General features: G+C 71.3%; 21 protein-coding genes and 1 tRNA gene. 11 read left to right on the forward strand and 11 right to left on the reverse strand.

Annotated elements, in window-relative coordinates; genetic code table 11:
- Window positions 1-8 precede the first annotated feature (8 nt).
- Complete coding sequence (locus EUA94_RS10770; RefSeq protein ID WP_129426880.1) at window positions 9-404, reverse strand: cupin domain-containing protein; 396 nt, start codon at window positions 402-404, stop codon at window positions 9-11.
- 307 nt (window positions 405-711) lie between these two features.
- On the opposite strand from EUA94_RS10770, the gene EUA94_RS10775 reads away from it, so the two are divergent.
- The 7 genes from EUA94_RS10775 to EUA94_RS10805 all read left to right on the forward strand — a co-directional run bounded on the left by EUA94_RS10775 (window position 712) and on the right by EUA94_RS10805 (window position 7377).
- On the forward strand, window positions 712-2631 hold the full coding sequence (locus tag EUA94_RS10775) for a hypothetical protein (protein WP_207210498.1): 1920 nt from the start codon (window positions 712-714) through the stop codon (window positions 2629-2631).
- Window positions 2632-2796: 165 nt separating this feature from the next.
- Entirely contained in the window at window positions 2797-3129 is a 333-nt protein-coding gene (locus EUA94_RS10780) for a YciI family protein (protein WP_129426947.1), read from the forward strand.
- Entirely contained in the window at window positions 3126-4355 is a 1230-nt protein-coding gene (locus tag EUA94_RS10785; RefSeq protein ID WP_129426881.1) for an RNA polymerase sigma factor, read from the forward strand. Before EUA94_RS10780 ends, EUA94_RS10785 begins: the two co-directional genes overlap by 4 nt.
- Window positions 4356-4389: 34 nt before the next feature.
- Window positions 4390-5127, forward strand: a complete 738-nt coding sequence (locus EUA94_RS10790; protein ID WP_129426882.1) for an SURF1 family protein — start codon at window positions 4390-4392, stop codon at window positions 5125-5127.
- A gap of 24 nt (window positions 5128-5151) precedes the next feature.
- Window positions 5152-5532, forward strand: a complete 381-nt coding sequence (locus tag EUA94_RS10795; protein ID WP_242494795.1) for a DUF3817 domain-containing protein — start codon at window positions 5152-5154, stop codon at window positions 5530-5532.
- A 4-nt stretch (window positions 5533-5536) separates the two neighbouring features.
- On the forward strand, window positions 5537-6367 hold the full coding sequence (locus tag EUA94_RS10800) for a patatin-like phospholipase family protein (protein WP_129426883.1): 831 nt from the start codon (window positions 5537-5539) through the stop codon (window positions 6365-6367).
- A complete protein-coding gene (locus tag EUA94_RS10805) occupies window positions 6364-7377 on the forward strand; it encodes a 1-acyl-sn-glycerol-3-phosphate acyltransferase (protein WP_129426884.1) in 1014 nt (337 codons plus the stop codon). Before EUA94_RS10800 ends, EUA94_RS10805 begins: the two co-directional genes overlap by 4 nt.
- A gap of 147 nt (window positions 7378-7524) precedes the next feature.
- Here the strand turns inward: EUA94_RS10805 and EUA94_RS10810 are convergent, their stop codons facing one another.
- Complete coding sequence (locus tag EUA94_RS10810; protein WP_129426885.1) at window positions 7525-8316, reverse strand: hypothetical protein; 792 nt, start codon at window positions 8314-8316, stop codon at window positions 7525-7527.
- 191 nt (window positions 8317-8507) lie between these two features.
- Between EUA94_RS10810 and EUA94_RS10815 the strand changes: the two genes are divergently transcribed.
- Window positions 8508-9020, forward strand: coding sequence for a peptidylprolyl isomerase (locus EUA94_RS10815; protein WP_129426886.1), 513 nt, complete (start codon window positions 8508-8510; stop codon window positions 9018-9020).
- A gap of 33 nt (window positions 9021-9053) precedes the next feature.
- Window positions 9054-10001 carry a rhomboid family intramembrane serine protease gene (locus EUA94_RS10820; protein WP_129426887.1) on the forward strand — a complete coding sequence of 316 codons (948 nt, stop codon included), beginning with the start codon at window positions 9054-9056 and terminating at the stop codon, window positions 9999-10001.
- A 341-nt stretch (window positions 10002-10342) separates the two neighbouring features.
- Here EUA94_RS10820 and EUA94_RS10825 read toward each other — a convergent pair whose 3' ends face one another.
- Complete coding sequence (locus EUA94_RS10825) at window positions 10343-10795, reverse strand: cell division protein CrgA (protein WP_129426888.1); 453 nt, start codon at window positions 10793-10795, stop codon at window positions 10343-10345.
- 101 nt (window positions 10796-10896) lie between these two features.
- Here EUA94_RS10825 and EUA94_RS10830 point away from each other — a divergent pair, with 101 nt between their 5' ends.
- A complete protein-coding gene (locus EUA94_RS10830; RefSeq protein WP_129426889.1) occupies window positions 10897-11649 on the forward strand; it encodes a DUF881 domain-containing protein in 753 nt (250 codons plus the stop codon).
- Here the strand turns inward: EUA94_RS10830 and pknB are convergent.
- Genes pknB through EUA94_RS10865 form a run of 7 tightly spaced genes read right to left on the reverse strand, consistent with a single transcriptional unit; the run spans window position 11621 to window position 20174 of the window.
- The gene (pknB, locus tag EUA94_RS10835; RefSeq protein WP_129426890.1) at window positions 11621-13426 is read right to left on the reverse strand and encodes a Stk1 family PASTA domain-containing Ser/Thr kinase; all 1806 of its coding nucleotides are present in this window, start codon (window positions 13424-13426) and stop codon (window positions 11621-11623) included. The two genes, EUA94_RS10830 and pknB, sit on opposite strands and share 29 nt — an antisense overlap.
- On the reverse strand, window positions 13423-14871 hold the full coding sequence (locus EUA94_RS10840; protein ID WP_129426891.1) for a serine/threonine-protein kinase: 1449 nt from the start codon (window positions 14869-14871) through the stop codon (window positions 13423-13425). Before EUA94_RS10840 ends, pknB begins: the two co-directional genes overlap by 4 nt.
- On the reverse strand, window positions 14868-16328 hold the full coding sequence (locus EUA94_RS10845) for a peptidoglycan D,D-transpeptidase FtsI family protein (RefSeq protein ID WP_129426892.1): 1461 nt from the start codon (window positions 16326-16328) through the stop codon (window positions 14868-14870). Before EUA94_RS10845 ends, EUA94_RS10840 begins: the two co-directional genes overlap by 4 nt.
- Window positions 16325-17725, reverse strand: coding sequence for an FtsW/RodA/SpoVE family cell cycle protein (locus EUA94_RS10850; RefSeq protein ID WP_129426893.1), 1401 nt, complete (start codon window positions 17723-17725; stop codon window positions 16325-16327). Before EUA94_RS10850 ends, EUA94_RS10845 begins: the two co-directional genes overlap by 4 nt.
- Window positions 17726-17738: 13 nt before the next feature.
- Entirely contained in the window at window positions 17739-18986 is a 1248-nt protein-coding gene (locus EUA94_RS10855; protein ID WP_129426949.1) for a protein phosphatase 2C domain-containing protein, read from the reverse strand.
- Window positions 18986-19465 carry an FHA domain-containing protein FhaB/FipA gene (locus EUA94_RS10860; protein WP_129426894.1) on the reverse strand — a complete coding sequence of 160 codons (480 nt, stop codon included), beginning with the start codon at window positions 19463-19465 and terminating at the stop codon, window positions 18986-18988. The genes EUA94_RS10855 and EUA94_RS10860 overlap by 1 nt, the downstream gene beginning before the upstream one ends.
- Window positions 19458-20174 (reverse strand): FhaA domain-containing protein, encoded by a 717-nt coding sequence (locus EUA94_RS10865; RefSeq protein WP_129426895.1) that lies wholly within the window; start codon window positions 20172-20174, stop codon window positions 19458-19460. Before EUA94_RS10865 ends, EUA94_RS10860 begins: the two co-directional genes overlap by 8 nt.
- A gap of 299 nt (window positions 20175-20473) precedes the next feature.
- Here EUA94_RS10865 and EUA94_RS10870 point away from each other — a divergent pair.
- Window positions 20474-20556: transfer RNA gene (locus EUA94_RS10870), tRNA-Leu, on the forward strand.
- A gap of 51 nt (window positions 20557-20607) precedes the next feature.
- Here EUA94_RS10870 and EUA94_RS23065 read toward each other — a convergent pair.
- Window positions 20608-21180 carry a LysM peptidoglycan-binding domain-containing protein gene (locus tag EUA94_RS23065; RefSeq protein ID WP_129426896.1) on the reverse strand — a complete coding sequence of 191 codons (573 nt, stop codon included), beginning with the start codon at window positions 21178-21180 and terminating at the stop codon, window positions 20608-20610.
- Window positions 21181-21271 lie beyond the last annotated feature (91 nt).

Consider the following 21271-nt stretch of genomic DNA (forward strand, 5'->3'; position numbering starts at 1 on the left):
CGGCCGACTCAGGATCCGGCGGGCACGAGCTGCGCGCGAAGGTGGTCGATGACCTGCCCGTGTGCGACCTGCGGGGAGAAGAGGACGATCTCGGCGTCCTGGCGAACCGCGACGCTGTGCCCGGCGGGCCAGAAGAAGACGTCGCCTCCCGTCATCTGCTCGCTCTCTCCACTGGAGTAGCTGACGACGACCTCGCCAGAGATCAAGTAACCCCAGTGTGGCGACTGGCACAGGTCGTTCTCGAGGCCCACGAGCAGCGGTGCGATGTCGGTGCCGGCGCCGAGGGAGAAGTACTCCGCGCCGATGGCTTCGTCAGCATTGGTCGAGCCGAAGTCGGGCAGCTGTCGAGCAACGGCGCCAGGCACGTCGATGCGGGTGGGAATGTCCTGCTTGGCAAGGTGCATGTCATGGTCCTCTGATCGGGACGGGCGGGGTTGTCCGTCACCACCAAGGCGTGACAATCGATGTCACAATGCGACAGTGACCGACGTGGAGGCCGCGAAGGCAGCGCTCGAGCACGGTGACTGGCCAGCGGCCCTCGAGGCGGTCGGGCGCGTGCGCTCGCCCACCGATGACCCGGACGTACTGACGGTGCGCGCCCAGGCGGCGTACGGGGTCGGCGAGCTCGAGCTGTCCATCGGCTCGTGGGAGGACCTCTACTCTCTCCGCCTCCAGGAGGGAGCAGAGGCTGACGCGGCATGGGCGGCTGGCATGGTCGCGATGTTCTTGATGATCGATACCGGGTTGATGGCGCCGGTGCGCGGCTGGCTCCGACGGGCCGAACGGCTCCTGGCGAACCATCCCGACGCGCCGGCTCACGCCGTCGTCGCGATGACGCGCACCTACGAGCGCGTGATGTGCGGGGACCCCGTCGGTGCCTTGGCCTCAGCGACCCTCTCCATCGAACTCGGTCGGCGCTTGGACGTACCCCCTGCGGTCACTATCGGTCAGACCGCGACAGGTCGCCTGCTGATCGCCGAGGGACTGGTCGACGAGGGACTTGAGCTCCTCGATGACGTCGCGGTGCAGCTGATGCTCGGCGAGGTTGATCCGTTGACGACCGGGATGATGTATTGCGAGCTCATCTGCGCTGCACAGGGGCTCTTCCTCCACGACCGGGCGCGGGAGTGGACCGAGGTCATGGAACGGTGGAGCCACGGCACGGCCTACGGGGGCATCCATGGCCGCTGCCGCGTGCACAGGGCAGAGCTCCTGAGACTGACCGGACCCTGCGACGTGGCCGAGGCGGAAGCCCTCGGCGCATGCGAGGAGCTCCGACCCTGGATGCGACGCGAGTTCGGCTGGCCGCTCGTCGAGCTGGGGAACATCAGACTGCGCAAAGGTGATCTCCTCGGCGCGGAGGAGGCCTTCCTTGCTGCACACGAGCATGCGTGGTGCCCGCACCCGGGGCTCGCCCTGCTACGGCTCGCCCAAGGCGATGTGGTGGTGGCTGCCGACCTGGTCTCGAACGCCATCGAGCACCCCATCGAGGTGCCGTGGAAGGAACGGCCGCCGTTCGGCGACCTGCGTCTCGCACCCCTGTACGACGCGCAGGCCGAGATCGCAGCAGCGGCGAAGGACGCATCGACCCTCACCGTCGCGGCGACAGCCCTTCGTGACATCGCCGGGCGATACCCAAGCCCGGGACTGGCGGCATCGGCCGCGCTGGCCACCGCCCGCGAGGCACTGCTCGACGGTGACATCGACGCCGCGATCGACGCCGCCTCCGCAGCCATGGCCGCCTGGACGGACATGGGAGCACCGTACGAGGCGGCGCAGGCGCGAGTGGTGCTTGGCCAGGCGCACCACCTCGCCGGTGGCACGGCACGCGCGCACGTCGAGTGGACGACCGCCATGGCGAGCTTCACCGGGTTCGGTGCGATCGGTCGGGCGGCCCAGATGCGAGAGCTTCTGGCCGCGGCCCCTGAGACGCTGCATCCGAGGCCCGCTGTCATCGAGCCCCCTGCAGCGGCAACCGCGGTCCTCCGACGAACCGGTCGAGGCCACCTGGTGTGCTTCCGCGACCGGGAGGTGGTGATGCCAGACCTGAAGGGCCTGCGCTACCTCGAGCGACTGCTGGCCGAGCCGGGCCGCGAGTTCCACGTGATCGACCTGGTGGCGGTCGAGCACGGGACTCTTCGCGTGCGGTCGACCGAAGGACGCAGGCAAGGTGACGTCGCGCCGGCACCTGACGTCGGTCTGCCGGTGCTCGACGACGAGGCACGGAACGCCTATCGGAGACGCTTGGTCGAGGTGGAGGAGGACCTCGCCGAGGCTGAAGCGATGCACGACCTGGCCCGCCGGTCGTTGGCGCAGCGCGACCGGGACTACCTGGTGGCCGAGCTCACCAGGGCCGTAGGTCTCGGTGGCCGAGCTCGTACGGTCGGAGGCACGTCCGAGCGAGCGCGCAGCAGCGTCACGCGCTCCCTCCGCTACGCACTGAGCAAGCTCAAGGCTTCCCACAGCGAGCTCGGCGCCCATCTGGGCCGCACGGTGCGCACCGGTACGTACTGCAGCTACGAGCCGGACCCACTCGCACCCGTGTTGTGGGACCTCGGCTCGCCACCGACACCTGCTTCACCAGAAGCCCGTACCGCGAGGAGTGGCTCGCAGCGATCGACTGTCCTGTGATCCGGGTCGACACGTCTCGCCCCGCCCGGTTGACGAGCTGCTGGTCGTCCTGACGTGGAGTGAAAAATCCATCGGGCGGTGGTGTCGTATCGACCTCGACGCGTTCGTAGTAGGGGTGAGAGGCCGCCCAGCAGGGGTCGCCCGCAGCCGATGGGGATGACCGACATGCACTACCTCCTTTCCGTGATCGACGACTCCGCCAACCCGAGCCCGGCCGACGAGCCCGGTGCGGTCGACACCTTCAACCAGCAGCTCAAGGACGACGGCTACTGGGTCTTCGCCGGAGGTCTCGAGCGGCTCGACGCCTCGACGGTCGTCGACGCCCGCTCGGGCGAGACCGCGATCACCGACGGTCCGTTCGCCGAGACCAAGGAGTTCCTGGCCGGCTTCTGGGTCATCGAGGCCGACGACCTCGACGTCGCGCTCGAGCTGGCGGCGGGCGGGTCGAAGGCGTGCCACCGCAAGATCGAGGTCCGGCCCTTCGACGGGATCGCGTGAGCGACGTCGACGAGGTCATCGCCCGGGTCCACCGCGACGAGTGGGCCCGGGTCGTGGCCACCATCGCCCGGCGGTTCGGCGACCTCGACATCGCCGAGGACGCGGCGGCCGAGGCGTTCGCGACCGCCGTCGAGCGCTGGCCCGCCGACGGCGTACCTCCCCATCCCGGCGGCTGGCTCACCACGACCGCGGGCAACAAGGCCCTCGACCGCGTACGCCGGGAGGGCCGCCGCGACGCGAAGCAGCAGGAGGCGCAGATGCTCACCGACCAGCTCGCCGGACCCCCCGAACCGGTCGGCGCCATCGACGACGACCGGCTCCGGATGCTCTTCACCTGCGCGCACCCCGCCCTCGCGGTGGAGGCCCGGGTCGCGCTGACGCTGCGGATGGTCGGTGGCCTGACGGTCGCCGAGATCGCGCACGCCTTCCTCGTGCAGGAGACGACGATGGCCCAGCGGATCACCCGCGCGAAGGCCAAGATCAAGGCCGCCGGCATCCCGTACCGCGTGCCGGCGACCGCCGACCTGCCGTCGCGGGTCGCGGGCGTCCTGGCCGTGCTCTACCTCGTCTTCAACGAGGGCTACCTCGCCACCGGCGAGGACACCGATGCCGTCCGCGCCGACCTCACCGCCGAGGCGATCCGACTCACCCGCCTGGTGCGCGAGCTGCTGCCCGACGACGGCGAGGTGGTCGGGCTCCTCGCGCTGATGCTGCTCACCGAGGCCCGACGCCCCGCCCGCGTGTCCGCCGTCGGCGAGCTGGTGACGCTCGACCAGCAGGACCGCGGCGCGTGGGACTCCCGTCTCATCGCCGAGGGGCACGTGCTCGTCCGGGAGCGGCTCTCCTCTGGGCAGGCGCCCGGCCGCTACCAGGTGCTGGCAGCAATCAACGCCGTGCACACCGACGCGCGGGACGCCCGCGACACCGACTGGTCGCAAGTCGTCGCGCTGTACGACCAGCTCGTCCGGCTCGACCCCTCGCCGGTCGTCGCGCTCAACCGGGCCGTCGCGGTCGCCGAGCTCGACGGACCGCACGTCGCACTTGCGCTGGTCGACCCGCTGTCGCTCGACGGCTACCACGCCTTCCACGCGACGCGCGCCGACCTGCTGCGCCGACTCGGCCGCAGCGCCGAGGCGCGGGAGGCGTACGACCGGGCGATCGCGCTCGCCGGCAACACAGCCGAGACGGCGTACCTCACCCGACGGCGCGACGAGCTGGTGCGCTGAGCGTCGGCGACCGGGTGGCTGGGACAATCGAGGCGTGACCGCCCCCCGCCGACCCGGCCTGCTGACCGACCTCGGCGCGGCGGCCCTGACCCTCGTGCTGGTCGGCATCGCGGGCGCGCTCGGTCTGTGGCAGTACGACGCGTGGCAGGCGCACCGCGACGCCGAGGCCCGCGACCTGACCGGCACCGCCCCCGTGCCGCTGGACGACGTGATGGGCAGCGACGACCCGTTCCCCGGCCAGGACGTGGGCCGACCGGTCGAGCTGTCGGGCACCTGGATCGACGGCGGGTTCTGGGTGAGGGACCGCGCGCTCGGTGACCGGCCGGGCTACTGGGCCGTCGCACCCCTGCAGGTCGGCGACGCCGCGCTGCTCGTCGTACGCGGGTGGGCGCCCGAGCCCGACCCCGCGCTGCTCGCCGCGAGCGGCGACGCCGACGTCACCGGCTGGCTCCAGGCGCCCGAGGGCAGCATGGCCACCGACGACGACCCGGAGGACGACGTGTTCCCGGAGATCCGGGTCGCCGACGCCATCCAGCGCGTCGACGTCGACCTCTACTCCGCGTACGCCGTGAGCCAGGAACCGGCCGCCGGGCTGGAGGCCGCGGAGCTCGAGGCGCTGCCGAGCCCGAGCCGGTTCACCGGGGTCCGCAACCTGCTCTACGCCATCGAGTGGTGGATCTTCGGGGCCTTCGCCGCGTTCATCTGGTGGCGCTGGCGACAGGACGCGACGGCACCCCAGGTCGCCCCGCTCGGGCAACCGGTCGACGGATAGGCAGTGCCCGATAAGTTGGCGAGCGTGTCCCGCAACCTCACCGCCTACCGCGTGATGGCCACGATCGTCGGCGTCCTGCTCGTGGTCCTGATCCTCGTCGGCGTCCCGCTCGCCAACTTCGACGGCTCGCCCATGTGGGGCGTCTTCGACAGCACCCCGGCGTGGGTGACGACCGGCTCCGACGTCAACGACCTCGGCGAGCTGATCACGACCTACCTCGGCGTCGCGCACGGCTGGCTCTACATGATCTTCCTGCTGAGCGCCTTCCTGCTCTCGCGTCGCGCCGGCTGGGACCTGCCCTTCACGCTCGTCACGCTGGTCTGCGGCACCATCCCGCTGCTGTCCTTCTGGGCCGAGCACCGCGCGACGCAGCGGGTGCGCGCCGAGCACCCCGAGCTGGTGTAGGTCCGTGACCACCGCCTTCGTGCTCGGTGGCGGAGGCGTCCTCGGTGCGGTCGAGGTCGGCATGCTGCGCGCGCTCCTCGAGCGCGACATCGTCCCCGACCTCGTGCTCGGCACCAGCGTCGGCGCCCTCAACGGCGCGATGGTGGCCCGCCAGCCCGACCTCGCGGTGGTCGAGCGCCTCACCGACCTGTGGGTCGCGACCGCGCGCAGCCGCGACGTGTACGGCGACCGCCCGCTGCGTACGGTGCGCCGGGCCGTGTCGACCGGCACCCACATCTACTCCTCCAGGCCCCTGCGGACGCGGCTCGAGGAGGAGTTCGGCGACAGCCGGTTCGAGGACCTGCCGGTGCGGCTGGGCGTCTGCGCGGCGAGCATCGAGCGGGCCGCCGAGCACTGGTTCACCACCGGGCCCATCGTGCCGGCGATCCTGGCGAGCGCCGCCGTCCCCGGGCTGCTGCCGCCGGCCGAGATCGACGGCGAGCACTTCCTCGACGGCGGCCTGGTGAACTCCGTGCCCGTCGGTCGCGCGGTCGAGCTCGGCGCCACCCGCGTCTTCGTCCTGCAGGTCGGCCGCATCGATCGCCCGCTCACTCCGCCGAAGCGGCCCTGGGAGGTCGCCCGGGTCAGCTTCGAGGTCGCGCGCCGGCACCGGTTCATGCGCGACATGGCCACCATCCCCGACGGCGTCGAGGCCCACGTGCTGCCCGCCGGCGGCACCTCGTCGCGCGACGACTCCCTGCTGGCACACCGGGACTTCAGCGGCGTACAGGCCCGCATCGACGCGACGTACGTCGCCTCGCGTGCCTATCTCGACGACGCTCTCGGCCGGTCGTGAACCACCCCGCCGTCTGGGCGCTGCGCCGCCTGGTCGTCGCGCCGGCCGTGATCGGGCTGACCATCGCCCTCTGGGTGACGTTCCCGCTGTGGCTGCTCACCGCGGCCGCCCTGTCGCCGCTGCTGCCGGGGCGGTGGCGGGCGCTCCGGCTGCTGTGGGTCCTGGTCGTCTACCTGACCTTCGAGACGCTGCTCCTGGCCGTGATGCTGGGTCTGTGGCTCGCCAGCGGGTTCGGCTGGCGGATCCGTTCGCCGTACTTCGCCGGCATCCACTACGACCTGGTGCAGGGGACGCTGCTGGTCTTCTTCCGCGAGGCACGGCGCGTCCTGGCGCTGCGGATCCGCACCGACGGCCCCCACCCGCCGCGGGTGCCCGCGGGTCCGGTGCTGGTGATGTGCCGCCACGCGGGGCCCGGCGACTCGTTCATCCTGATGTACGCACTCCTCCACTGGTACGCCCGCGAGCCGCGGGTGGTCCTCAAGAACACGCTCGCCTGGGACCCGGCGATCGACGTCGTCCTGCGGCGGATCCCGGCCCGCTTCATCTCGCCCAACCCGGAGGCCGGCGAGGACCTCGAGTCGCAGATCGCGCACCTGGCGACGGGCCTCGACCACAACGACGCCTTCGTGATCTTCCCCGAGGGCGGCAACTTCACGGCCGCGCGCCGCGAGAAGGCCATCGCGCGGCTGCGCAGGCTCGGCCTCGAGCGGATGGCGGTGCGCGCCGAGGACATGACCCACGTGCTGGCGCCGCGCCCGGGCGGCGTACTGGCAGCGCTGGACGCCGCACCCGACGCCGACGTGCTGATGGTCGCGCACACCGGCCTCGACCACCTGGTGACGGTGAGCGACCTGTGGCGCGAGCTGCCGATGGACAAGCAGATCACCATGCGGTGGTGGCAGGTCTCCCGCGACGAGATCCCCGAGGGCCGCGACGAGCGGATCGAGTGGCTCTACGGCTGGTGGGAGCAAGTCGATGCGTGGATCGAGGAGAACCGCGTCGACTCCTGAGCGGTGGTCCAGCCACACTCTGCGCGCCGGGACAGTGGGTGGACCACCGCCACGACCGTGAACGCAACTCGAGCGGTGGCCCAGCCACATCTCGTACGCCGAAAGTGTGGGTGGACCACCGCTCGAGGCAGGGGTGCGTGCGGGGGGCTACTTCTTCTTCGGGACGTCCTCGATGTCGATGATCTCGGCGGGCTCGTCGGGAGTGGTCGCGTCGTGCGCGCCCTCGACTGCGTCGCTGATCGCCTCACCGGGGGCGCCGCCACCGATGTCGTCGGTGGCCGGCGGGTCGGCGGTCACCACGTCGTCGGCGGTGACCTCCTCGATCGGGTCGTTGAGCGGGTCGGCGTTCGGGTCGACCGACGTCGTGGCCGGGGTCACCGGCGCTGCCGGGGCGGCCGGCTTCGGCGGGGCCGGCGGGACGTACGTCGACTGCCAGTTGGCGCTCTCGTCCTGCTTGCCCTTGAGCTTGCTGAAGATCACGCCGCCGATGGCGAGGAGGCCGCCGAGCAGCAGCACCTTCTTGAGCTTGCCGCCCTTGGGCTCGGGCTCGATGCCACGCAGCTCGTTGGCCCTGGCGATCGCGGCGTCACGGCCGGAGGCCGCCCGCTCGGCGGCGATCGCGGCGCCGGCGGAGGCCTTCTCGGCGGCGCTGGCGCGGTAGTCGGCCAGCAGCGGTGCGGCCTTCTCGCGGGCCTCGGTGGCCTTGGCGGCGGCAACCGCGGCGCCGGCAGTGGCGGCCTCGGCGGCGCGCGCGCGGCCCTCCTCGATGAGGGGCGTCGCCTTGTCGCGCGCGTCGGTGAGGGCCGGCCCGGCCTTGTCCACGGCCTGCTCCCACGCCGACTCCAGCTGGGGGATGACGGTCTCCGTGAGCTGGTCCGTGAGCTGGTCGACGTAGTCGTGGGCGCGGTCCATGAGGGACTTCTTGCGGCCGAAAGGCATGCCTGACCTCCTAAGTCTGTGAGCCTCCATCTCACCATGCCCACCCTGAGCCGACCAGCCCCGTCCGGGTGGGGGGACCCGGCACCGGCTGGGGCACGGGCCGGAGCGTGGGTGCCGCGTGGCAGGATCGAGGCGCACGCTCGGCGTGCACCCAGACCCAGCAGTTGACCCACATGCGAGAGGCACATCCCATGGCCGACCAGAAGGCGACCCTCAAGACCAACCGGGGCGACATCGTCATCAACCTCTTCCCGAACCACGCCCCCGAGACCGTCGACAACTTCGTCGGCCTCGCCGAGGGCACCAAGGACTACCGCGACGACGCGGGCCGCAGCGGGGAGAAGTACTACGACGGGCTCGGCTTCCACCGGGTGATCGACGGGTTCATGATCCAGGGCGGGTGCCCGCTCGGCACCGGCACCGGCGGCCCGGGCTACACGTTCAAGGACGAGGTCCACCCCGAGCTCGTCTTCGACAAGCCCTACCTGCTCGCGATGGCCAACGCCGGCCCCGGCACCAACGGCTCGCAGTTCTTCATCACCCTCGGCGCCACCCCGTGGCTCAACCGCAAGCACACGATCTTCGGTGAGGTGGCCGACCAGTCCAGCCGCGACGTGGTCGACGCCATCGGCACCACCGCGACCGGTGCGATGGACCGTCCCGCCGAGCCCGTGGTGATCGAGTCCGTCACCATCGAGCGCTGACCGACCACCCACCGCCCCCGAGCCACTGACGCCGTGACCGAACCGACCGAGGGCGTGCCCGCGACCGGGGTGCCGACCTGTTACCGGCACCCCGATCGCGAGACCTGGATCCGCTGCCAGCGCTGCGACAAGCCGATCTGCCCCGACTGCATGCGCGACGCAGCCGTCGGCTTCCACTGCCCCGACTGCGTCAAGGCGGCCAGCAAGGGCTCGCGCCAGAACCGGGCGATGTACGGCGGCGAGCGCAGCGCCGACCCGCGCCTGACGACGTACGTGCTGATCGGCATCAACGCCGTGGTGTGGCTCGTGATCGCGGCCACGGGCGGTGGAGCCTCACGACTCGCCAACCTGTTCTCGCTGGCACCGACAGGGCTGTGCGAGCTGTCCGACGGGTCGGGTCGCTTCTACCCGGACGTGACGGACCGGGCCACGTGCTCGACGCTCCCCATCACCGAGTGGCACGCGGGCGTCGCCGACGGCGCCTGGTGGCAGCTGATCACCAGCAACTTCACCCACGTGGAGATCTGGCACGTCGCGCTGAACCTGTTCGCGCTGTACATCTTCGGTCCCGCCCTCGAAGGGATCATCGGACGGGCGAGGTTCCTCGCCGTCTACCTGATCGGCGGGCTGGCCTCGTCGGTGCTGGTGCTCTTCCTCAGCGGTGAGCACAGCTCGACCCTCGGGGCGTCCGGGGCGTTGTTCGCGTTGCTCGGCGCGCTGCTGGTGACGGCCCGCAAGGCCCGGCTCAACTCGCAGTGGCTGGTGCAGAACCTGACCCTCGGCGTGATCATCACCGTCGTCGGCTGGCGGATGATCTCGTGGCAGGGGCACCTCGGCGGGTTCCTCGGCGGCCTGGCCGCGGCGGCGATCATCGCGTACGCGCCGAAGTCGAACCGTTCGGTCGTCCAGTGGAGTGGGCTGGCCGTCCTCACGGGCGTCCTGCTCGTCCTCACCGGCCTCCGGATCAGCATGCTCGCCTGAGCGAGATCGATCTCCGGCCGGATCCCCCGCACCGCGTCGTACGACGGTGGTGGCGGGGGCTCTGTCGTCGGCGGAGTTACCCACAGGTGTGTACACAGCTGTGGATAACTACACGCGTGTAATTCTCCACAGGAGTTGTCCACAGTGTGGAAATCCGAACGCCTGCACGAGCGGTGCGTGAGGCGGCCTCCGAGCGCGCGGAAGCCGCCTCACGCACCGCTCCCGGTGCGGCGTACGCCCGAAATCGACTCGAGCGGTGAGAGAGACGCCTTCCCTTCCCCAGGAAGGCGCCTCACTCACCGCTCGAGGCGCGGGGCCCGTTCAGCGGGCCGAGGGAGAACCTACTCCCACTTGGTCGCGAAGCTGAACCCGACCGCCATGAACGCGATGCCGACGACGAGGTTCCACTGGCCGAGGTCGTTGAAGAGCCACAGGCTGGAGAGGTCGTCGGAGAACACGTAGAAGGTGCAGATCCACAGCAGGCCGATGAGGAAGCAGGCCAGCATGCCGATGACGACGCCGCGGCCACGGCCGAGCGGGGTCGAGGGGTGCGCGGAGACGATCAGGCCGAGCATGAGCAGCCCGAAGCCGATGGCGTAGTTCCAGTCGCCGAGGTCGGCGACGGCCTTGGGCGAACCCTCGACCGGCGGGAAGGCGAGCGGGTTGCCGCGGGCCTGGGTGTAGTAGAAGACGAGCCAGGCGATGCCGGCGACGACCAGCAGCAGGCTGATCAGGAACCTGACGGTGAAGAGCGTGCTCTTCTCCTCGGTGGTGATCGCGCTGGACTTCGACACTGCTGCTCCTGTGGTTCGACGAGTGTGGTGGGCGAGGGTGCACGCCGTGGCGCGCCGCTCCGGGGCGCCGGAGCGCCCGCCGGGGGGTTAGCGTAGTCGGCATGTCGCCGGAGCCCCATTCATCCCCCGGACGTCGCCGCGTCTGGCGGGTGGCGACGCCGCTGGTCGTGCTGATGAGCGGGACCCTGTTCGGGGTGAGCGCTGAGCAGAGCGACGGGCTCGACCTGAGGGGCGGCAGGCTGACCGACCTGGCGTCGGTCGTACGCGCCGAGCGTGATCGGGCGGGCGACCTGACCGCCCAGGCCGCCGACCTCAACGCCGAGGTCGAGGACCTCAGCACCCAGCTCGGCGACCGCTCGGTCTCCCGGGTGCAGGACGAGATCGCCACGCTGGTCGACCCGGCCGGGCTGACGGAGAAGTCGGGGTCGGCGATCCAGGTCACCCTGGACGACGCGTCGTTCGAGGTGCGCGAGGCGTACGAGGACAATCCCAACGACCTCGTCGTCCACCAGCAGGACATCCAGGCGGTGGCCAACGCGATGTGGAGCGCGGGCGCGACGGCGGTGACGATCCAGGGCCAGCGGCTGATCTCCACGACCGGCATCAAGTGCGAGGGCAACCAGGTGACCCTCCACGGGCTGCCCTACTCCCCGCCCTACGTCATCGTGGGCATCGGGGACCAGGCGCGGCTCGAGGCCGAGCTGATCACGGACCCGATCCTCGCGACCTATCGCGACTACACCGACATCCCGGGCGGTGGCGTGTCCTGGGACATGACGGCCCTGGACTCCGCGGTCGCGCCGGCCTACGCCGGACTGCTCGACCTCACCTACGCGACCCCGATCCCGGAGTGACCCGCCCGCTCGGCGTGGTCGGCGGCTCGGTCGGGACCACCGGCGTCGTGGGCGTCTCGGTGGGGGTCTCCGTCGGCGTCTCCGTGGGAATGACCGGCTCCTCGTAGGCCGACACGAAGATCACGATCGTCGTCCCCTGGTCCTCAGTGCCGCCGGCCGGGATCTGGTCGACGACCGTCCCCTTGGGCTCGACGGAGGTCGCGTCGGTGCGTACGTCCGGCACGAAGCCGGCCTCGCGGATCGTCCGCTCGGCCTCGCCCTGCTTGAGGCCGCGGACGTCCGGGACCTGCTCGGGACCGTCGGAGTAGGTGAGCACGATCGTGGTGCCCTCCGCGACGGCAGTGCCGGCGGTGGGGGTGGTGGCCAGGACCTGGAACTTCTCCTCGTCGGAGTCCTCCTCCTCGAAGCGCACCTTGAGGTCGGCGGCGAGCATCAGCTCGCGCGCCTCCTTGCGGGGCCGGCCCACGACGAAGGGGACCTCGACCTCGGGCTTGCCCAACGAGAGGACGAAGTCGATCGACGTCCCGGGCTCCTGGAACGTGTCGCGGTCGGGGTCCTGCGACATGACGGTGTCGGCGGGGACGGTGTCGGAGGTGTCGCGGGTGACCCGTCCGACGTCGAAGCCGCTCTCCACGATCGCGAGTCCGGCCTCCTCCTCGGTCATGCCGACCAGGTTGGGCACGGCCTCGCGGGTGGGCGCGTCGTCGAACAGGGCGTCGTTCATGAAGTAGGCGCCCGCGAGCAGCAGGGCGACCACCAGGAGGCCACCGAAGAGCCACCAGCCGGCGCGGCTGCGATGCGGCTCGTCCCGGCCCGGGGGCGGGGCGCCGACGGCGGCCGCGGCCATCGTGGTCGTCGCGTCGGCAGGCGGAGGGGCGTACGTCGTCTCCTCGACCGGGACCACGGCCGGGGCCTGGATCGGGTGGCCCGCGAGGTAGCGCTCGATGTCGGCCTTCATCGCCGCGGCGCTCTGGTAACGGTCCTCCACGCGCTTGGCGAGGGACTTCATCACGATCGCGTCGATCTCGGCGTCGAGCTGGTCGTCGAGGTCGGACGGCGGCGGGGCCTGCTCGCGGACGTGCTGGTAGGCCACGGCGACCGGGCTGTCGCCGACGAAGGGCGGGCGGCCGGTGAGCAGCTCGTACAGGAGGCAGCCGGTGGAGTAGACGTCGGAGCGCGAGTCGACGGTCTCGCCGCGCGCCTGCTCGGGGGAGAGGTACTGCGCGGTGCCGACGACGGCCGCGGTCTGGGTCATCGTGGACGAGGCGTCGGAGATCGCGCGGGCGATGCCGAAGTCCATCACCTTGACGTCGCCGGACGGCGTGAGCATCACGTTGCCGGGCTTGATGTCGCGGTGGATGATGCCGGCGCGGTGGCTGTAGTCGAGTGCCGACAGCACGCCCGCGGTGATCTCCAGGGCCCGCTCGGGCAGGATCCTGCGGCCCTCGCGGACGATGTCGCGCAACGTGCGTCCCTCGACACACTCCATGACGATGTACGGCTGCGCGACGCCGGAGCCGTCGGTCGCCATCTCCTCGCCCGTGTCGTACGTCGAGACGATGGCGGGGTGGTTCAGCGAGGCCGACGACTGCGCCTCGCGTCGGAAGCGGGCCTGGAACGTCGCGTCGCTCGCGAGGTCGGTGCGCAGTCGCTTGACCGCCACCGTGCGGCCGAGCCGCAGGTCCTTGCCCTTGCGGACCTCGGCCATGCCGCCGCGGCCCAGGGTCTCGCCGAGCTCGTAGCGGCCACCGATCAGGGTCGGCTCCGGCTGCGTCATCCTGCCTCGCCTCCTTCCTCGTCCTTCTGCCCGGGCGGGACCTTGCTCCAGTAGCTGACGGTCACCGAGTCGCCCTCCTGCAACGTGCCCGACGGCTCCACGGACTCCACGATGCCGTCCGGCTGGTCACCGGGGTTCTCCAGCTCCACGGGGACCGGCTCGAGGCCCAGCTCGCGCAGCTCCTTCTCGACGTCCTTGCGGTCGCGCCCGACGTAGGACGCGGGATCCACCTCGACGGTTGCCGCCTCGGGCTCGGTCGGCGTCTCACTGGGCGTCTCCGACGGAGTCTCGCTCGGCGTGTCCGAGGGGGTCTCGGAGGGGGTCTCACTGGCCGACCGGCTGGGCGTCTGCGCCGGCTCGTCCGTGCCGGACGTCTGCTCGGTGTCGCGGGAGCCGAGCCAGACGGCCACCAGCACCGCGAGGAGCACGGCGGCGATGCCGAGCACCAGGGGCCAGGGCACCGCGGACGGCGTACGTCGCTCGCGCGGGGCCGGGGCGGGAGCTGGGGTCGGCCGGGCGGCCGGAGCCACCGGCATCACCTGGGTGCCGTCGGCGGCGACCGGGGCCACGGCGGGTGCGGCGACGGTCGTCGCGGCCGCCGCCGATCCCGGGTCACGCAGCGCCTGGGCGAAGGCCGCGCCGTCGGCGAACCGGTCGCCGGGCGCCTTGGACAGGGCGCGGCGTACGACCGCGGCGAGGTCGCCGGGCACGCTGTCGGGCAGCTCGGGGACGGGGTTGCGCAGGTGGGCGATCGCGGTGGCGACCGGGCTGTCGGCGACGAAGGGCTTGGCGCCGACCAGGCACTCGTAGGCGACGACCCCGAGGGCGTACACGTCGGAGGCGGCGGTGGCCGTCCCACCCTCGGCCTGCTCGGGCGAGATGTAGGCGGGCGTGCCCATCACCTCGCCGGTCTGCGTGAGCCCCATGCCCTCGGCCGCGCGGGCGATGCCGAAGTCGGTGACCTTGACGCGACGGTCGGGCGTGACGAGCAGGTTGGCCGGCTTGACGTCGCGGTGCACGATGCCGGCGGCGTGCGCGACGCCGAGGGCGGTGGCCGCCTGGGCGACCAGGTCGCGGGCCACGTCGGGGTCGAGCGGGGCACCGGGTCGCAGGAGGGCGGAGAGCGGCTGGCCCTCGACGAGCTCCATCACCAGGTAGGGCCGCGGCGTCGACGACCCGTCGTCGAGCGAGCTCGCGCCGTAGTCGTAGACGGAGGCGATGCCCGGGTGCTGGAGGGCCGCGGCGTGCCGTGCCTCGATCTCGAACCGCTGCCGGAAGAGCGGGTCGTCGGCGTACTCGGTCTTGAGCACCTTCACCGCGACCGGCCGGTTGAGCACCGTGTCGCGCGCCGACCAGACCTCGCCCATCCCGCCGGTGGCGATGCGCGACTCCAGGACGTAGCGGCGGGCCTCGTCGACGTGTCCCCCCGGCGTGAGCGCGGTCACGGGGTGATCACCGCCTCCATGATCGCCTTGGCGATCGGCCCGCCGAGCGCACCGCCGCCGATCTCGTCGGGGGAAGTGTCGCTCGACTGCACGAGCACCGCGACGGCGACCTTGGGGTCGTCGGCCGGGGCGAACGAGACGAACCACGCGTACGGCGGGCGGTCGCCCGAGGACTGGGCCGTGCCGGTCTTGCCCGCGACGTCGACGCCCGGGATCTGCGCGGGGGCGGCCGTGCCGTCGGCGACGGTGGCCACGAGCATCTTGGTCAGCTCGTCGGCGGTGGTGCTGGAGATGGCCTTGCTGATGCTCTGCGTGTCGGTGCGGTCGAGCACGGACAGGTTGGGGGCGCGGACCTCGTCGACGACGTACGGGCGCATCACGTCGCCGTCGTTGGCGATGGCGGCGGCGACCATCGCCATCTGCAGCGGCGTCGCGGTGACGCTCGACTGGCCGATGCCGGACATCGCGGTCTGCGGGGCGTCCATGTCGCGCGGGTAGAGCGACTGCGCCTGCCCGGCGAGGTCCTCGAGCGAGGTGTCGTTGAAGCCGAACTTCTCGGCCTGCTCGGCCATCGCGTCGTTGCCCAGCTCGTTGGCGAGCGTCAGGAAGGTGACGTTGCAGGAGACCTGGAGGGCCTGGGTCAGGGTGATCCGGCGGCCGCCGCAGTTGCCGTCGTCGTAGTTGCCGATGGTCGTGTCGGACTGCGGCAGCTGGAACCGGTAGCCGCCCGGCACCATCGAGTCGGCGTCGTAGTTGCCCGACTCGATCGCCGCGGCCGCGGTGACGAGCTTGAACGTCGACCCCGGCGGGAGCGTGGTGCCGATGGCACGGTTGATCAACGGTTCGCGCTCGTCGGCGTTGAGCAACTTGCCGAGGTCGGAGACCGCGGTGAAGTCGTGGGAGGCGAAGCCGTTGGGGTCGAACGTCGGGGTGGAGGCCATGGCCAGCACCCGGCCCGTCGTCGGCTCGAGCGCGACCACGGCGCCCTGCGCGTCGCCCGGAAGGTTCTCCAGGCCGGCCCAGGCGGCGTCCTGCGCAGCGGCGTTGATCGTGAGCAGGACGTTGCCGCCCTTGGGGTCGGTGTTGCTCAGCAGGTCGACGAGGCGGGTGACGAAGAGGCGCGAGTCGTCGCCGGCGAGCACGGAGTTCTGCGAGCGCTCCACCCCGGTCTGGCTGTACCAGGAGAAGTAGCCGGTGATCGGGGCGTACTTGAACGGCTCGGAGTAGGTGCGCTGGAACTTGTACTTGTCGTTCGAGGGCACGCTGCGGGCGATGGCCTCCTTGCCGACGAGGATCGCCCCGCGCTCGCGGGAGAACGTCGCGGTGATGATCCGTCGGTTGCGCGGGTCGTCGGACAGCCCGTCCGCGCGGACGTACATCAGGTAGGTCGCGTTGACCATGAGCGCGAGGAACAGCACCAGGCAGAAGACGGACACGACTCGGATCGGCTTGTTCATCGGAGCTTCACCACCTGGGTCGTCTCGCTGTCGTCGGAGGCGTCGTCGGCCGGTTCCAGCCGTGGCGCGGGGCGGCGGGCCTGGTCGGAGATCCGCAGCAGCAGGGCGATGATCACCCAGTTGGCGACCAGCGAGGAGCCGCCGTAGGACAGGAACGGGGTGGTGAGGCCGGTCAGCGGGATCAGTCCGGTCACGCCGCCGATGACGACGAAGACCTGCAGCGCGACGATCGAGCCGAGCCCGACCGCGAGCAGCTTGCCGAAGCCGTCGCGCGAGATCAGCGCGATGCGCAGCGCGCGCTCCACGATGAGGCCGTAGCAGACGATGATCGCCATGACTGCCGTCAGGCCGAGCTCCTCGCCGATGGTGGCGAGGATGAAGTCGGAGTACGCGAACGGCACCCGCTCGGGGAAGCCGTTGCCGAGGCCGCGGCCGATCAGCCCGCCCCAGCCCATGCCGAACAGGGCCTCGACCGGCTGGTAGCTCACGCCGGGGTAGTAGTCCATCGGGTGCAGCCAGATGTCGAAGCGGTTCTGCACGTTGCCGACGAACGTGTACGCCGCCAGCGCCCCGGCCCCGAACAGCAGGCCGCCGACGACCAGCCAGCCGGCGCGCTCGGTGGAGACGTAGAGCATGGCGAGGAAGAGGCCGAAGAACAGGAGCGACGACCCGAGGTCGTTCTGCAGGACCAGGATCATCATCGAGACGCCGAACATCGCCATGATCGGGCCGAGGTCGCGCCCGCGCGGGAGGTCGACGAAGACCACGCGCCGTCCGGCCAGGGCCAGGGCGTCGCGGTGGAGGACGAGGTAGCCGGAGAACGCGATCACCAGCATCACCTTGGCGACCTCGCCGGGCTGGAACGAGAACCCGGCGACGTTGATCCAGATCCGGGCGCCGTTGATCTTGTTGCCGATCACGGGCAGGAAGGGGAGGACCAGCAGCAGGATGCCGATCAGGCCGGCGGTGTAGGTGAACCGCTGGAGCACGCGGTGGTCGCGCAGCAGGAACAGTGCACCGATGAAGAGCACCACCCCGAGGGTCATCCAGGTCAGCTGCTGGCGCGCGAAGGTGTGCTGGTCCTCCCCGAGCGCCTCGTACGTCAGGTCGAGGCGGTGGATGACCGCGAGGCCGAGCCCGTTGAGCGCGGCGACGAGCGGCAGCAGCACCGGGTCGGCGTACGGCGCGACGATGCGGACCGTCACGTGGGCGGCGACGATCAGCCCGGTGAGCCAGCCGCCGTAGCCGACGAGGTCGGTCGGCACGGCTCCCTCGACGCCGAGGCCGACCGCGGCGTACGCGCCGATCCCGACCGCGAGCGCCAGGACGAGCAGGAACAGCTCCGCACCCCGGCGACGCCGGTGCACGAAGCCCATGAGGGATCCGGTCTGACTCATCGCAGCCCGCCCGTCACTCCGCCTCGACGTCCTGGATCGCGGCGTAGTTGTCCACGGTCGAGCGGGCGTCGTCGAGGTCGTCGGCGTCGATGCCCTCGCGCACGGTCTCGGCGTCGATGTCGCTGAGCCGGTCGAGCGAGACGTCGGAGACCTCGTACGCGTGGGAGAGGGAGAGGCCCGGGAGGTCTGCGTCGATGCCGCGGAAGATCACTACGTTGCCGTCGACCTCGCCGACGTAGAACTGCTGCTGGCTCCACGACCAGCCGGCCGCGAGGACGACCCAGGCCAGGCCGAGCAGGAAAGCGGCGACCATCAGCCGACGCAGCCACGTGTAGCGGCCGGGGGGACGCGGTGCGTAGCGCATCGCCTCCGGGTCGATCGGGTCACCCGCGAAGGCGCCGGGAGGTACGTCGCTGGGCACGGGCGGGATCTCGCCGGTGTCGCCCGAGCGGTGGCCGCGGAAGAGGCCGCCGACGGCGCCGGAGAGCGGCATCCGGCGGGGCAGGTCGGCCGCGGCGCCGACGAGCAGCGGCTGGAGGTCCTCGGGTGGCGCCTCCTCGGCGACCTCGGCGACGATGCAGGTGACGTTGTCGGTGCTGCCGGCCTCGAGGCTCGCGCGGACCAGCTCGACGGCCGCGAAGTCGGGGCTGCCGCTGCCGAGGATGTCGGCCATCCGGGCGTCGGTCAGCGTCCCGCAGGCGCCGTCGCTGCAGACGAAGACCCGGTCGCCGACCTCGGCGGGGAACTCGAAGAGGTCGGGCTCCTCGTGGCGGATGCCGTCGAGTGCCTTGAGGATGAGGTTGCGGTGCGGGTGGGTCCGCGCCTGCTCCTCGGTGATGCGGCCCTCGTCGATGAGCGACTGGACGAAGGTGTGGTCGTGGGTGAGCTGCCGCATCTCGCCGCGGCGGTAGAGATACGCGCGGCTGTCGCCGATGTGCCCGACGCCGAAGCGGGTGCCGTCGAAGAGCACGACCGTGGCCGTGGTGGACGTGCCGTTGAGGGCCGGGTCCTCCTCGACGAGCTCGGCGATGCGGTCGTCGGCGCGGTGCACCGCACCCGCGACCTGGCCGAGGAGGTCCTCGTCAGGCTGCTGGTCGAGCTTGCGCAGGGCCTGCACCGCGGTGCTCGAGGCGAGGTCGCCGCGGACCGCGCCGCCGACGCCGTCGCAGACCGTGAGCAGCCACGGACCGGCGTACCCGCTGTCCTGGTTCTCCCGGCGTACGCGTCCGACGTCGGAGATCGCGGAGTAGTGGAGGTACATCACTTCCGCAGCTCCAGGATCGTCTTGCCGACGCGGACCTGGACCCCGAGGCCGATGGTGGTGGGCTGGGTGATGCGGACCGGGCCGACGTAGGTGCCGTTGGTCGAGCCGAGGTCCTCGACGAACCAGTCGTCGCCGCTGGCGGCGATGCGGGCGTGGCGGGTGGAGACGTAGTCGTCGTCGAGCTTGATCGCGGCGTCGCTGCCGCGGCCGATGAGCAGCGGTGCGTCGGTGAGCTCGGCGCGGGTGCCGGGGTTCTCGCCCTCGACCACGAGGAGGTGGGTGGGTGCGCCACGTCGGGGCTTCTTGTTGGCCTTGGCGCTCTTGCGGCGCTCGGGCACGGGGGCGGCACCGCGGGCGGTCTCGGGCACGCGCGCGCCGAACATGTCGGAGCGGATCACCGAGATCGCGGAGAGCACGAAGATCCAGAGGATCGCGAGGAACGCCGCGCGGATCAGGAACAGGGTCAGCTCAGACATTCCAGCCCCCGGCCTCGTCGCGGCCGCCGTCGATGCGGACCGTCATCTCGGTGTGCCCGATCTTGATGGTGGAGCCGTCGCGCAGGCGCGCCCGACGGACCTTGGTGCCGTCGACCAGGATCCCGTTCGTCGAGCCCAGGTCGACCGCCTCGACGCCGTCGATGGTGACCTCGAGCTCGAGGTGGCGCCGGCTCACGCCCGGGTCGTTGATCCGGAGGTCGGCCTCGGTGCCGCGGCCGATCACCAGGCCGGGCGGGCGTAGCGGGTGGCGGGTGCCGTTGACCTCGAGGGTCGCGTGCGACGAACGCGTACGTGTGCGCTGGTCGTTGTCGGTGACGCTGGCCTGCGCCTTGCTGCGGATCCGGAAGCGACCGGTGGTGAGGTCGTCGGCGGCCTCGAAGGCCACCGAGATCGGACCCGTGAAGACGTAGCCCTGCGCGTCGGCGTGGTCCTGCAGCTGGTCGACCAGGTCCTGCTCGAGCGCGCGGCCGAGGCCGAGCATCCGGTCGAGGTCGGTTGGGGACATCTCAACGTGGAAGTCGTTGGGCACCAGGCGGCGCTGGCGGCTGAGCACCTGGGCGTTGTTGTCGCACTCGCGCTGGAGCGCGGCGGCGATCTCGACCGGCTGCACGGCGCTGCGGAAGGCCCGCGCGAAGACACCGGAGATCACCGACTCGAGGCGCTGCTCGAAGCGTTGCAGGGCGTTCACGCCGGTCCTCCTCTCCTCGCGCTCGGATCTTTGTCTGGTCGGGGCTCGTGGTGGGCAGGCCTCACACACCGCCCGGCCGGTGCCGACGAGCGTACCGGCCGGTCGCCGTCGTACGACGGTGCCGCCCCGCCGTTGGGGTGGCCGTGCCTTCGCTGTCGGTTTCCCCGGGTACCCGGGGAAACTGGAGCCTCCACCCCGAAGTTTCGGGGGTGAGGCTCCAGTTTGGGACAGGAAGCCCCGGGCACCCTCAGCCGATTGGGAAGGCCCGAAACCCTTGGGGTAACCTGAGCCCGCTTCTTGCGCGAGTGGCGGAACGGCAGACGCGCTGCGTTCAGGTCGCAGTGTCCGAAAGGGCGTGGGGGTTCAAATCCCCCCTCGCGCACAGCGACGAAGGCCCCGGATCTCCGGGGCCTTCGTGCATTTCGTGGACCGACTACTTCGGGATCCGGATCTTCTGACCGGGGAAGATCAGGTCCGGGTTGTCGATGTTGTTGACCCGCGCGAGCACGTGGTAGTCCACGCCGTGGCGGGCACCGATCTCGGACAGGGTGTCGCCGGACTTCACGGTGTAGACGTCGTCGGCATGGGCCGCCTCACGGGCGTCCTGTCGGGCTTCCTGCCGCTCCTCCTGCCGCTCCTCGCGGGCCTCCTGGCGGGCTTCCTGACGCTTCTCCTTGCGGGCGTTGGCCTTCTCGAGTGCGCGCTGGGCGCGCTCGTCCGCCTTGCGGTCGGCCTCGGCGGACTCCTCCTGGGCCTTCTGTGCCTCTGCCTCGGCATCCTGGCGAGCCTGGTCGGCCTGCGCCTTCTCCTCGTCCGTAGCGGTCGGGAGACCGGCCTTGTTGGCCGCCTCGTCTGCCTTGCGGCGCGCCTCGTCGGCACGGGCCTGGGCCTCGACCTTGGCCTTGTCGGCCTCGGCCTGTGCCTGCTCGGCCTCCTGCTGCGCCTCCGCCGCCGCCTCAGCGTCGTCGGTCGTGAGCGCGTCCTTGATCTTGTCCCACACAGACATCAGGTGGTCCTCTCGTTGCGGCCCGACGGGGTGGTCCCCGTCGCGTGGGCCGTCCTCGAACCTAGGTCGCCGCGAGAGGTGCCACCACGCA

Origin of the sequence: Nocardioides zhouii, from assembly GCF_004137345.1 — a bacterium.
In the GTDB taxonomy this organism is placed as follows: Bacteria; Actinomycetota; Actinomycetes; order Propionibacteriales; family Nocardioidaceae; genus Nocardioides; species Nocardioides zhouii.

Coding starts and splice junctions, on each gene's coding strand:
- EUA94_RS10770 (WP_129426880.1), bottom strand. CDS start 404: ATGCACCTTGCCAAGCAGGACATTCCCACCCGCATCGACGTGCCTGGC.
- EUA94_RS10775 (WP_207210498.1), top strand. CDS start 712: ATGGTCGCGATGTTCTTGATGATCGATACCGGGTTGATGGCGCCGGTG.
- EUA94_RS10780 (WP_129426947.1), top strand. CDS start 2,797: ATGCACTACCTCCTTTCCGTGATCGACGACTCCGCCAACCCGAGCCCG.
- EUA94_RS10810 (WP_129426885.1), bottom strand. CDS start 8,316: ATGCCTTTCGGCCGCAAGAAGTCCCTCATGGACCGCGCCCACGACTAC.
- EUA94_RS10815 (WP_129426886.1), top strand. CDS start 8,508: ATGGCCGACCAGAAGGCGACCCTCAAGACCAACCGGGGCGACATCGTC.
- EUA94_RS10830 (WP_129426889.1), top strand. CDS start 10,897: ATGTCGCCGGAGCCCCATTCATCCCCCGGACGTCGCCGCGTCTGGCGG.
- pknB (WP_129426890.1), bottom strand. CDS start 13,426: ATGACGCAGCCGGAGCCGACCCTGATCGGTGGCCGCTACGAGCTCGGC.
- EUA94_RS10845 (WP_129426892.1), bottom strand. CDS start 16,328: ATGAACAAGCCGATCCGAGTCGTGTCCGTCTTCTGCCTGGTGCTGTTC.
- EUA94_RS10850 (WP_129426893.1), bottom strand. CDS start 17,725: ATGAGTCAGACCGGATCCCTCATGGGCTTCGTGCACCGGCGTCGCCGG.
- EUA94_RS10855 (WP_129426949.1), bottom strand. CDS start 18,986: ATGTACCTCCACTACTCCGCGATCTCCGACGTCGGACGCGTACGCCGG.
- EUA94_RS10860 (WP_129426894.1), bottom strand. CDS start 19,465: ATGTCTGAGCTGACCCTGTTCCTGATCCGCGCGGCGTTCCTCGCGATC.
- EUA94_RS23065 (WP_129426896.1), bottom strand. CDS start 21,180: ATGTCTGTGTGGGACAAGATCAAGGACGCGCTCACGACCGACGACGCT.